Annotated in this window: 9 protein-coding genes; 5 read left to right on the top strand and 4 right to left on the bottom strand. The window is 71.9% G+C overall.

The window, feature by feature from the left end; genetic code table 11:
- Window positions 1-3: 3 nt before the first annotated feature.
- Both OG373_RS24010 and OG373_RS24005 read right to left on the bottom strand, forming a co-directional pair.
- Window positions 4-1,002 (bottom strand): DNA-3-methyladenine glycosylase family protein, encoded by a 999-nt coding sequence (locus tag OG373_RS24010; protein WP_397730451.1) that lies wholly within the window; start codon window positions 1,000-1,002, stop codon window positions 4-6.
- Window positions 1,003-1,060: 58 nt separating this feature from the next.
- Window positions 1,061-2,449 carry a peptidoglycan recognition protein gene (locus OG373_RS24005; protein ID WP_405440211.1) on the bottom strand — a complete coding sequence of 463 codons (1,389 nt, stop codon included), beginning with the start codon at window positions 2,447-2,449 and terminating at the stop codon, window positions 1,061-1,063.
- 139 nt (window positions 2,450-2,588) lie between these two features.
- Here OG373_RS24005 and OG373_RS24000 point away from each other — a divergent pair, with 139 nt between their 5' ends.
- The 4 genes from OG373_RS24000 to OG373_RS23985 all read left to right on the top strand — a co-directional run bounded on the left by OG373_RS24000 (window position 2,589) and on the right by OG373_RS23985 (window position 8,477).
- A complete protein-coding gene (locus tag OG373_RS24000) occupies window positions 2,589-3,338 on the top strand; it encodes a TIGR03089 family protein (protein WP_397730456.1) in 750 nt (249 codons plus the stop codon).
- 185 nt (window positions 3,339-3,523) lie between these two features.
- Window positions 3,524-4,768 carry an LCP family protein gene (locus OG373_RS23995; protein WP_405440209.1) on the top strand — a complete coding sequence of 415 codons (1,245 nt, stop codon included), beginning with the start codon at window positions 3,524-3,526 and terminating at the stop codon, window positions 4,766-4,768.
- 222 nt (window positions 4,769-4,990) lie between these two features.
- Complete coding sequence (locus OG373_RS23990; protein ID WP_405440208.1) at window positions 4,991-6,724, top strand: LCP family protein; 1,734 nt, start codon at window positions 4,991-4,993, stop codon at window positions 6,722-6,724.
- Between the two features lie 223 nt (window positions 6,725-6,947).
- Window positions 6,948-8,477, top strand: a complete 1,530-nt coding sequence (locus tag OG373_RS23985) for an LCP family protein (RefSeq protein ID WP_405440206.1) — start codon at window positions 6,948-6,950, stop codon at window positions 8,475-8,477.
- 100 nt (window positions 8,478-8,577) lie between these two features.
- Here the strand turns inward: OG373_RS23985 and OG373_RS23980 are convergent, their stop codons facing one another.
- Complete coding sequence (locus OG373_RS23980) at window positions 8,578-9,603, bottom strand: glycosyltransferase family 2 protein (protein WP_405440205.1); 1,026 nt, start codon at window positions 9,601-9,603, stop codon at window positions 8,578-8,580.
- Between the two features lie 175 nt (window positions 9,604-9,778).
- Here OG373_RS23980 and OG373_RS23975 point away from each other — a divergent pair, with 175 nt between their 5' ends.
- A complete protein-coding gene (locus OG373_RS23975; protein ID WP_397730465.1) occupies window positions 9,779-11,275 on the top strand; it encodes an LCP family protein in 1,497 nt (498 codons plus the stop codon).
- Window positions 11,276-11,302: 27 nt separating this feature from the next.
- Here OG373_RS23975 and OG373_RS23970 read toward each other — a convergent pair whose 3' ends face one another.
- A complete protein-coding gene (locus tag OG373_RS23970; RefSeq protein WP_397730467.1) occupies window positions 11,303-11,839 on the bottom strand; it encodes an acyl-CoA thioesterase in 537 nt (178 codons plus the stop codon).
- Window positions 11,840-11,923 lie beyond the last annotated feature (84 nt).

Here is an 11,923-nt window from a genome sequence, read left to right as displayed (position 1 = left end):
GGCCTAGAGCCGGCCGATGTCGCCGCGCGGCATACGGGGCGCGCGGCGGGGCGGGGTGCGGCCCGCGAGGAGGATGAGACGGGCCGCGCGGTGGCGCTGGCCGGCGTACGGGGCGAGCAGCTCCAGCATGGCGGCGTCGTCGGTGTCGCGGTCGCCCGCGAGGGCGTAGCCGATGATGCCGGGCAGGTGGAGGTCACCGGTGGTGACCGCGTCCGGGGCGCCGTTGCTGCGCTGGAGGGTCTCGGCGGAGGTCCACGGGCCGATGCCGGGGACGGCCTCCAGCCTTCGTACGGCCTCGGGCAGGTCCATCGCGGCCGCCTCCTCCAGCCGGTTCGCCACCCGGACGGCCCGCAGGATCGTGTCGGAGCGCTTGGCGTCGACCCCGGCCCGGTGCCAGTCCCAGGAGGGGATCATCGCCCAGGTCCGCGGGGCGGGCAGGACGTACAGGTCGGGGCCAGGGCCCGGGGCGGGCTCGCCGTACTGCCGGACGAGGCGGCGCCAGGCGCGGTAGGCCTCGTCGGCGGTGACCTTCTGCTCCAGGACCGTGGGGATCAGCGATTCGAGGACCAGGCCGGTGCGGGTGAGGCGCAGGCCGGGGCGGCGGCGGTGGCTCGCGTGCACGAGGCGGTGGCGGGGCACGAAGGCGGCGGGGTCGTCGCCCGCGCCGAGGAGCGCGGGCAGCTGTTCGAGGAACCAGTCGGCGCCGGGGCCCCAGGCCTCGGCGGTGATCTCCGTGCCGGTCCCGAAGACGCGCAGGGTGGCGGCGAGTCCCTGAGGGCTTCTGCCGGTACGCCAGACGGAGCCGTCGGGGGTGGTGCGGAAGGTGGGGTCGGCGGGGCCGCGGCGGAGCGGGCCGAGGGTGAGCCCGAGGTCGACCGGCCCGTCGGGGGTCCAGCGGCGTTCCCCGGCCCCGGAGCCGGCGGCGCCGCCGCGGCCCGCGGGTACGTCGGTCCGGCCGCCACGGACGGCGGCGCGGGTGAGGGGATCGAAGCGGCCGGCCATGCCCCGAGCGTAGCCCGGCCCGTCCACGTCCCCCGGGGCTCCGCCCCGGACCCCGCTCCTAGGGGCGGCCCTGGAGTTTGGCCGAGGTCGTGCGGGTCGTGCCCAGCTTGCCGTAGAGCTTCGTGCCCGGGCACTGGGTGGCGAAGCCGTCCCGGTGGCCCGAGATGACGTTCATCGACACGTTCCGGCCCTTGGGGTAGAGGTTGCCGCCGCCCGACGTCAGGGTCGTCTTCGCGCGCGGGTCCCGGCCGAAGAGGCCCAGCTTCCAGGCGGTGAGACGGGCGACCGCGTCGACCGCCGCCGCCGGCGGGGCCGAGGAGGTGAAGGTGCCGAGCACCGCGACGCCCATGCTGTTGGTGTTGAAGCCCATGGTGTGCGCGCCGAGGACCGCCTTGGCGACGCCGCCCGCGCGACCCTCGTAGACCGTGCCGCACTTGTCGACGGCGAAGTTGTAGCCGAAGTCCCGCCAGCCGTTGCTGACCACGTGGTAGCGGTACAGGCTGCGCAGGACCGCGGGGGCCTCCTTGCAGGCGTAGTTGTTGCCGGAGGCGCTGTGGTGGACGAAGGCAGCCTTGACCGTGCTGGTGTAGACGAAGCCCGACTCGCGCAGCTTCTCGTCCGCGCCCCAGCCCTTGCGGGTGACGATGCGCGGGCGCGGGCCGATGTACGGGGCGGCGGCCGCGGTCAGCTCGCCGTCGCTCGCGAAGATCGCGTCGGCGGTGGAGTCGGCCTTGTCCAGTGCGCTGATCTCGTTCGCGCCGAGCGAGGCGTGCGGGACGTTCGCGGCGGAGGACTCCGCCGTCTCCATCGTCAGGGCCGGCACCACTTCGCCCTTGCCGTCGCCGTCGCCGTCGGCCCCGGTGTTCTTGCCGTCGGGCTCCGCGGGGGGTTCCGCGCCCGGGTCCACCAGCTCGATCCGCAGGCCCGAGGGCAGCCGGGAGGGGGCGCGGGTGGTCGGGGCGCCGGGCTCGGCCTGGACGCGGACCTCCACGCCGTCGGACTCGCCCACCCACAGCGGGGCGGTGGCGCCCCGGATCGGGCGGGAGCCGCGCTCGGGTGCGTCGGGGTCCGCGGCGTGATCGCCGTTGTGGGTCTCGACGTCCTGCCAGTCCGACCAGGTGGCGGTCCGGGTGGAGCGGGTACGCACCTGGACCCGGCCGTTCAGTTCGGTGGTGGCGTCGTCCCAGATCACGCCGACCAACGAGAACGTCTTGACCTCGCGTGGGGTCAGACCCTGCGTCTCGGGGCGGCCCGCGGAGGTGCTCATTCCGGGGACTCCGGGTGCCCGTGTCGCCGACGGCCCCAGGGGGACGAGCGGCAGCGACTGGGTGGACCCGGCGGGGGCTACGGGGGCGGTCTCGGCCAGGGCGGGGGTGGGGAGCGCGAGGGGCAGGGCCAGTACGGCGGCCGTCGCGACGCCGATCGAGGAAGCAAGGAATCCACGCATGAAAAGGATGGTGAGCACCCGGACCGCCCGGCGCCATCCGAGAACTGACGCTCCGTCCGACATCCCGCGGGTACGCCTCCCCCGTACGGAGGAGCCGGTGGCCCCCGTACGAGGGACGGCCCCGCGTACGCTGTGCCGGGTGAACGCCACTGACCGCACCCCTGCCGACCTGCTGCGATCCGCGCTCGCCGCCGATCCGGGCCGCCCGCTCGTCACCTTCTACGACGACGCCACCGGCGAGCGCGTCGAATTGTCCGTCGCGACCTTCGCCAATTGGGTGGCCAAGACCGCCAATCTGCTCCAGGGCGACCTGGGGGCCGAGCCCGGGGACCGGCTCGCGCTGATGCTCCCGGCGCACTGGCAGAGCGCGGTCTGGCTGCTCGCCTGCGCCTCGGTCGGGGTCGTCGCCGAGGTCGGCGGCGATCCGGCCGGTGCGGATCTCGTCGTCAGCGGGCCGGACACCCTGGAGCAGGCCCTGGCGTGCGGCGGTGAGCGCGTGGCGCTCGCCCTGCGGCCGCTGGGCGGACGCTTCCCGCAGCCGCCGGCCGGGTTCGCCGACTACGCGGTGGAGGTGCCGGGGCAGGGCGACCGCTTCGCCCCCTTCGTGCCCGTGGACCCCGAGGGTCCGGCGCTGGTGGTCGGCGGCGAGGAGCTCACGCACACGGCGCTCGTGGCCCGCGCCCGCGAGGACGCGGCGAAGCGGGGCCTCGGCGAGGGCTCGCGGGTGCTGACCGGGCTCGGCTACGACACCTGGGACGGCCTCTCGGCCGGGCTCTACGCCGCCCTGGCCGCGGGCGGGTCCGTGGTGCTGTGCCGGAACCTGGACCGGCTCTCGCCGGAGGGGCTGGCCCAGCGCAGCGAGAGCGAGCGCGTCACCCACACCGTCTGATCGCCGACCGGACGCCCTTCACCCACACCGGCGAAGAGCAGGTACGGGCGATCTGTCACCCGCATGGCCCTAGACAAGCCCCTGCCCCCGGGCCTCTTCGGCAGCCCGGGTGCAGCATCGGCAGTGGCCGTGCTCACCCGTACGGCTGACGGCCCAGAGTCGTAGCGGCGAGGGGACGGACGCCAGTGACGGACAGCGCAGGCATACCGGGCGGCACCGACGCGGCCGGGGGCCCGGGGCGGCCCCCGCGCGGCCGCGGGCGCCGGCGCCGCATGCTGCGCCGGATCGGGCTCGGGATGGTCCTCCTGGTCCTGGCGGGCACGGTCACCGGCTGGTGGCTCTACAACAAGCTCGACGGGAACATCACCGAGGACACCTCGGCCGCGGCCGAGCTGCGGCGCTACGAGCGCGAACGCCCGGCCCACCTGGCCACCGGGGCCCAGAACATCCTGCTGATCGGCTCGGACTCGCGCTCCGGCAGGAACAACGCCGGGTACGGGCGGGACAAGGGCACCCAGCGCTCGGACACCACGATCCTGCTGCACCTGCCGCAGGACCGCAGGAGCGCGACCGCGGTGTCGATACCCCGGGACCTGATGACGGACATCCCCATCTGCACGCAGGTGGACGGCAGCCGCACCGGGGAGCAGTTCGCACAGTTCAACTGGGCGTTCCAGTGGGGCGGGGCCGCCTGCACGATCCGTACCGTGGAGAAGCTCACCGGGATCCGGATCGACCACCACATGGTGATCGACTTCGGCGGGTTCAAGAAGATGGTCGACGCGATCGGCGGTGTCGAGGTCTGCCTCAAGGAGCCGGTGAACGACGCGGAGGCGAAGCTGCGGCTGGCCGCCGGGCGCCAGACCCTCCAGGGCGAGAAGGCGCTGGGCTTCGTCCGCGCCCGGCACAGCCTGGGCAACGGCAGCGACACCGAACGGATGGACCGCCAGCAGCAGTTCCTCGGCTCGCTCGTCAAGAAGGTGCAGAGCAACGGGGTGCTGCTGAATCCGGCCCGGCTGTACCCGCTGCTGGACGCGGCGACCTCCTCGGTGACCACGGACCCGGAGCTGGCCTCGCTGCGCGGCCTGTACGAACTCGTCCGGGGCATGCGGGACATACCGACTGAGCAGGTTAAATTCCTTACGGTTCCGCGCAAGCCCTATGCACCCAACCCGAACCGTGACGAATTGGTCGAGCCTGCCGCGGAGCAGCTGTTCCAGCAGCTGCGGACGGACAAGCCGGTCACGGTGACCCCGCCGAAGCCGGAGCCGACCCCGGCCCCGGCCGAAGCCGCGGACGAGGACACGGAGTCCGGTACGTCCGGAACATCCGATACGGACGTGGACGGAACCGACGAGGGAACCGTCACATCCCCCGTACCCGTCCCCACCTTCACCGGAACCACTGCGGGGAACGCCGACTGCCGGTAAAGCAATCCCAAAAGCCGGTGACCGAACCGAGTGGGATGGGTGGTTCACCCCGTTATAAGGGGAGTGGAATTTGTCACCAGCATGGTTTGCCGCCGAACAGGGCGGATAGGGTGAGCGATCCGGTGCCCGGCCGGACCAGAGATCGGGCGCCAGCAGCCGGATCGTTGACCGTGCGCCTGGGGGAGGCGCGTCGCGAGGCACCGACGGAGGATTCGAGCAACCGTGGATGCGCAAAGCCGTGGGCGGGCGGAAGAAATCGACCCCGCAGACCAGTGGGTACTCAATCCCCGCACCGGCAACTACGAATTGCGACTGGCCGACTCCGCCGCGCAAGCGCGGCCCAGGGTCACCGCACCTCGCAGATCGCCGTCTGCTCCCTCCGCCCCCACCTCTCCCTCACCCGGTGTGCCGAAGCCGCGGCGCGGCGACGCCCCGCCCGGCGGCCGGCGCGGCGGCCGCTCCCGCAAGGGCGGCGGGGCCGGCGGTGGCGGACGCCGTAAGAAGGCGCTGGTCATCACCGGTGGGACCCTGGCGTTCCTGCTGGTCGGCGGATCGCTGGCGGCGTACCTCTACTACGACCACCTGAACGGCAACCTGAGCGTCACCGACATCGCGGGCGCGGGCACCGGCGGGTTCAAGAAGGACCAGGCCATCAACATCCTGGTCATCGGCACCGACAAGCGCAGCGGTGCGGGCAACGAGGGCTACGGGGACAAGGAGAGCGTCGGCCACGCCGACACCACGATCCTCTTCCACATCGCCAAGGACCGCAGCAACGCCACCGCGCTGTCCATCCCGCGCGACCTGATCACCAACATCCCGGACTGCCCGACGAAGCAGCCGGACGGGACGACGAAGGAGATCCGGGGCTCGAAGGGGATCCGCTTCAACAACAGCCTGGGTCAGGAGGGTCGCGACGCGGGCTGCACCATGCGCACGGTGAAGGACCTCACCGGCATAGAGGTCGACAACTTCATGATGGTCGACTTCAACGCGGTGAAGAACCTGAGCACCGCGGTCGGCGGGGTGCCCGTCTGCCTGGAGAAGGCCGTCGACGACAAGGACTCCAAGCTCAAGCTGTCGCAGGGCGAGCACCGGCTGCAGGGCGAGGAGGCCCTGGCCTTCGTACGGACCCGGCACGCCTTCGGCAACGAGAGCGACCTGGACCGGATCAAGACCCAGCAGCAGTTCCTCGGTTCGATGATGCGCGAGATGAAGTCCAAGGAGACGCTGACCAGTCCGAAGAAGTTCTTCTCGCTGGCGGAGGCGGCCACCAAGTCGCTGACTGTGGATCAGGGTCTGGGCTCCATCAACAAACTCACCGACCTCGCGGGCGAGTTGAAGGACATCGACCTCAAGAACATCACCTTCACCACCCTGCCGGTGCTCGACAACCCGGCCGAGAAGGTCAAGGCCACCGTCGTGGTCAACCAGGCCCTCGCCGATCCGCTGCTGCAGATGATCCGGGGGGACGTCTCGCTCACCGAGGTCGAGAAGAAGGAGCAGGCTGCCAAGGAGGCGGCCGACGCCGACTCGAAGGCCAAGCAGGACGCGCTGCTCCAGGGCAACCGCGCTCCCGCGGCGGACGTACGGGTCAACATCTACAACGGCGGCGGGCCCAAGGGCTCCGCCTCCACGACGGTGAACTGGCTGCAGAACAGCAAGGGCGTGGCCAGGTCCAGCAATGAAGGCAACGCACCCACGAAGGTCGGTGCCACGCAGCTGGAGTTCGCGCCCAACCAGGCCGACCAGGCCCGGGCACTGGCGGACATGATGGGCCTGCCGGCCACCGCGCTGAAGATGGGGACGACGGACGCGTCGGCGAAGACCGCGATGAAGCTGACGCTGGGTCCGGACTTTCAGCAGGCGGGCGCCCCGCTGGCGCCCGCGGCACCGCAGCAGCTGCCCGAGGACGTTCAGCAGGCCCAGGCCGACAAGGCCGTCTGCGCCAAGTAGCGGGACCCGGCCGGGAGTACCGGCCGCTATCGACCAAGATGGATCTTGAGGGGGATGTGTGAGGCACAGCAGCGTGCGAGGGGAGGGGGCGACCGCCCGGACCACCGAGGAGATATCCGACGGCGGGGCGGACGCCTCCGCCACAGTGCCCCCACCGCGGGGCGGCTCCAGAGCTGCCCGACGGGCGGCCGACCGCCGTCCCGGCAGACGGGGCCGGCGGCGCGTGCTGCGCTGGGTGGCCTCCGTGCTGTCCCTGCTGATACTCGGAACGGCGGCGGCCGGATACCTGTACTACCGCCATCTGAACGGCAGCATCCAGACGGACGAGCTGAACCTCGGTGAGACCAAGCTGGGCGGTTCCAAGCCCAACGCCTTCGGGCAGACCCCGCTGAACATCCTGCTGATCGGCTCCGACGCCCGCGACGACGAGGCCAACCAGTCCCTCGGTGGCGGCAGGGACACCTTCGGCGGCCCGCCGCTGGCGGACGTGCAGATGCTGCTGCACCTGTCCGCGGACCGCAGCAACATGTCGGTGGTCTCGATGCCGCGCGACACGATGCTGATGATGCCCAAGTGCACCGAGCCGGGCGGCAAGGTGCACCCCGCCAGCAAGGGCCTCGTACAGACCAACGAGTCCCTGCAGCGCGGCGGTCCGGGCTGCACGGTCGCCGCCTGGCAGGAGCTGACCAAGATCCCCGTCGATCACTTCATGATGATCGACTTCAAGGGTGTGGTCTCGATGGCGGACGCCATCGGCGGCGTCCCGGTCTGCGTCGAGGAGAACGTCCACTCCCGCAACCGTGAGGGCAAGGGCTCCGGCCTGAAGCTGCCGAAGGGCACGTCCGTCATCCAGGGCGAGACCGCCCTGCAGTGGCTGCGTACCCGCTACGGCTTCGAGGACGGCACCGACATCGGCCGCACGCACGCCCAGCACCAGTACATGACCTCGATGGCCCGCGAGTTCCGCAAGAACGCCAAGCTCACCAACCCGGTGAAGCTCAACAGCCTGGCGCAGGCGGCGATCCAGGCCATGGTCGTGGACAACGGCCTGAACAAGATCGACAAGCTGTACGACCTGAGCATGGAGCTCAAGAAGGTGCCGCCGGGCCGGATCACCATGACCACCATGCCGTGGGTCTACAGCGACAAGCCCGGCCTGGACGGCCGGGTCGAGCCCATGGCGGGCGAGGCCGAGGCCGTGTTCCGGATGGTCCGCGAGGACATCGCGCTCGACGGCAAGGGCTCCGGTACCCCCGCGGACGGTGCCTCGCCGTCGCCGGGTGCCTCCGCGTCCGCGGCCGCCCCGAGCACGGCACCGAGTACGGCCCCGGCCGCCGCTCCCGCGAAGATCGCGGTCTCCGTGCGCAACGCCACCGGCGGCAGGAACGGCACCGAGGCCAGGGTCAAGAACCGGGCGAACGACGTCGCCGCGCTGCTGGTCGGCAAGGGCTTCACCAAGGCCGCCGCCGAGAACCAGACCGGGGCCGAGGACACCACGGTGATCCGCTACGCCACGGACGCGCAGGCGGCCGACGCGGGCGTCCTGGCCACCGCCCTGGGTCTGCCCGCCGCCTCGGTGCAGAAGTCCGAGGACGTCTCCGGGATCACCCTGTTCGTCGGCAAGGACTGGCGGACCGGCAACGCGCCGGCAACGCCGCCGCCCGCCCCGACCGTGGCGCCGACCTCGGCCCACGCGCTCAACGGTGACAACGAGGGCGCCTGCATGCCGATCCAGCCGGGCTTCACCTGGTAGTGCGCACACGGAAGGGGCCCGGCCGGGCGGCTGCGACGTACGCAGCCGCCCGGCCGGGCCCCTTCCGTAAGGTCCCGGACTGCCGTCCCGGACCGCTGTCTCAGACCTGCGAGGAGTCCCGGTGCACGGCCGGGCGGCGGCTCGCGATCACCTTGTTCGCCAGCGCCTTCGGGCTGGTCAGGAAGCCGAAGCCCCAGCTCAGGTGCATGGTCGCCAGGGCGACGGGGATCTGCGCGCGGGCCTTGATCCCGAGCCCCTTGCCGGCCGGGACGGAGCCCGCGGCGATCGCCGCGAAGTAGCCGGCCGGGACGGCGAAGCCGAGGGGGGTCACGGCGACACCCACGACCACGCCCGCGGCGATCGCGCAGACGAGGGTCGGCGGGGCGAGGTAGCGCAGATTGATGGAGCCCGAGTGGTAGCGGGCCACCACGTGCCGCCAGCGCCCGTAGTCCTTGTACTGCTTGGCCAGGGCCCGTACGGAACGCCGCGGGCGGTACTGGACCATCAGCTCCGGCGAGAACCAGATCAGGCCGCCGGCTTCGCGGATGCGGAAGTTCAGCTCCCAGTCCTGCGCGCGGATGAACTCCTCGTTGTAACCACCCTGCTGTTCCAGCGCCTCGCGGCGGAAGACACCGAGGTAGACGGTCTCGGCCGGGCCGGCCTGGCCGCCGGTGTGGAAGGGGGCGTTGCCGACGCCGATCTTCGAGGTCATCGCCGCGGCGACGGCCTCCTCCCAGGCGTTCTCGCCCTCGGCGTGCATGATGCCGCCGACGTTCTGCGCACCCGTCTCCTCCAGGAGGCGGACGGCGGTGGCGATGTAGTTCGGCGAAAGCATGCCGTGGCCGTCGACGCGTACCACGATCGGGTGGCGCGAGGCCTTGATGGCGGCGTTGAGCGCCGCCGGGGTGCGGCCGGTGGGATTCGGGACGGTGTGGACTCGGGGATCCTCGGCGACGAGTTCGGCGGCGATCTCGTCGGTGCGGTCCGTGGACGGCCCGAGTGCGATCACCACCTCCATCTCGCCCGCATACTCCTGTTCGAGGATGTGGCGGACGGAATCGCGGAGGTAGTGCTCCTCATTGAGCACCGGCATGATCACCGAGACTGCGGGCTGCTGGGCGGGCATGTGGTCCTTCAAGGTCGGGTATCGGTGTCACGTTACCGCGTACGGGGGAACCGGGTGCGCGCCGAGCGACCGGTAAGGACAGCGGCTGATCGTATGGGCCTACTGTCTGTCGCATCAGCTGAATCCCGCCGGTGTCCCGACCGGTGTCCCTGCTGCCCCCGCGGAGGTGTCCACCGTGCCCCAGCCGCACCGTCCCGCCCGTCCCGCCGGGCCGCCCCGGCCGCAGCGCGCCCGGCGCGGCACAGGCGGCGGTCCCGCCCGGCACCGGGACGGACGACCCCGGTGGGGGGTACGGATCGCGGCCGGACTCTCGGTGGCGGTACTGGGCTCCGGGGCCGTCGGGCATGCCGTGATGACCGGCCTGGACACCGGCATCGAGCGGGTGGACCCGTTCAAGGACATGAAGAACCGCCCGCAGGCCGGACACGGCCTCAACTTCCTTCTGGTGGGCACCGACGGGCGGGAGAAGATCTCTCCGGAGGAGAAGCGCGAGTACCGCCTGGGCGGGGCGCCCTGCCACTGCACGGACACGATCATGCTGGTGCACCTGTCGGCGGACAAGGAGCGGGCCAGTGTGGTCAGCCTGCCCCGCGACAGCTACGCCGAGGTGCCCGCGCACCGGGACCTCGTCACCGGCAAGGCGCACAAGCCCCACCCCGTGCGGCTGAACGCGGCGTACGCGGAGGGCGGGCCCAACCTGACCGTGCGGACCGTGGAGAACATGACCCGGGTGAAGATCGACCACTACCTGGAGGTCGACTTCACCAGCTTCATGAAGACGGTCGACGCGATGGGCGGCGTGGAGATCTGCACCGCCAAGACCATGCGCGACAGCAACACGGGCCTCGACCTGCTGCCCGGCAGCCACCGCCTCAGCGGCGGACAGGCCCTGCAGTACGTGCGCTCGCGCCATGTCGACGGGGCCTCCGACCTCGGCCGGATGCAGCGCCAGCAGCGCTTCATCGCCGCCCTGATCAAGCAGGCGACCGGGGGCGGGGTGCTGCTGAACCCGGTGAAGTTCAAGGAGGTCAGCTCCACCCTCCTCGGCTCGGTCCGGGCCGACAAGGACTTCGGCTCGGAGCAGATGCTGGCCCTCGGGCAGGCGATGCGCGACTTCACGCCGTCCTCCTCGGAGTTCGCCTCGGTGCCCATCGGGAGCCCCTCCTTCCCCGTCAAGGGCATCGGATCCACCGTGAAGTGGGACGAGCCGAAGGCGGCCAAGCTGTTCGAGGCGCTGCGCGAGGACCGGCCGCTGGCCCCGGCCCGGCCCGGGCGGACCGGCGGCGGTCCGCCGGCGGCCGTGCCGGTGGACGTGCCCCCGCGCCAGGTCCGCGTCCAGGTGGAGAACGGCACCCGGATCGACGGGCTGGGCGGCCGGGTCGACGCCGCGCTGCGCGCCACCGGCTTCGACACCACCCGGGCCCCGGGCAACGGCGCCAGCCGCGAGGTCAAGCGCACGGTGATCACCTACGACCCGCGCTGGGACCGCTCCGCCCGCTCGGTGGCGACCGCGCTGCCGGGCAGCGAACTGCGTGCGGTGGCGCGCCAGGGCCGGACGGTGGTGGTGATCGCGGGCGCGGACTACCGCAAGGTGGTGCCGGTGCGCGCGGAGGACCCCTACCAGGGCACTTTCGGGGTGGTCACCGGCGACCAGGTGGTCTGCGGGAAGTGAGCGGGCCCGGCCGGCCGGGGGCGGGCGTCAGTCGTCGAAGCCCTGGGCCGACCGCTCCTCGCGCAGCGCCCTGATCGCCTGGCGGCGGGCGAGCCGGTGGGTGCGGCGGATCTGGGCCTCCTGGTAGCGCCGCTCGTCCTGTTCCGTCTCCGGGAGGACCGGCGGGACCTCGCGGGGCTTGCCGTCGGCGTCGACCGCGGCGAAGACGAGATAGGCCGTGCCGACCTGGGTGGCGGGAGTGGACTCGTTCCACCGCTCCGCGAGGACCCGTACGCCGATCTCCATGGAGGAGCGGCCGGTCCAGTTGCACTGGGCCTTCACATGGACGAGGTCGCCCACGCGCACGGGCGCGAGGAAGACCATCTCGTCCATGGAGGCGGTGACCGCCGGGCCGCCGGAGTGGCGGCCGGCCACGGCGCCCGCCGCGTCGTCCACCAGCTTCATGATCACGCCGCCGTGCACCGTCCCGAGGAGGTTGGTGTCGTTGGCGGTCATGATGTGGCTGAGGGTCGTCCGGGAGGCTGCGGTCGGCTTCCCGGGCAGCTCGCCCGGTATCTGTGTCATACGGACACCTTAGTTGGGTCATGGAGGCATCAGCTTCGCAACAGCACCGGTACGGAATGCGGACCGGGCTGTCGGAGGACCCAC

It is taken from the genome of Streptomyces avidinii (assembly GCF_045161815.1).
Taxonomy (GTDB): domain Bacteria; phylum Actinomycetota; class Actinomycetes; order Streptomycetales; family Streptomycetaceae; genus Streptomyces; species Streptomyces avidinii.
This window is presented reverse-complemented; position numbering and strand designations above follow the sequence as displayed.

Coding starts and splice junctions, on each gene's coding strand:
- OG373_RS23970 (WP_397730467.1), bottom strand. CDS start 11,839: ATGACACAGATACCGGGCGAGCTGCCCGGGAAGCCGACCGCAGCCTCC.
- OG373_RS24010 (WP_397730451.1), bottom strand. CDS start 1,002: ATGGCCGGCCGCTTCGATCCCCTCACCCGCGCCGCCGTCCGTGGCGGC.
- OG373_RS24005 (WP_405440211.1), bottom strand. CDS start 2,449: ATGCGTGGATTCCTTGCTTCCTCGATCGGCGTCGCGACGGCCGCCGTA.
- OG373_RS23980 (WP_405440205.1), bottom strand. CDS start 9,603: ATGCCCGCCCAGCAGCCCGCAGTCTCGGTGATCATGCCGGTGCTCAAT.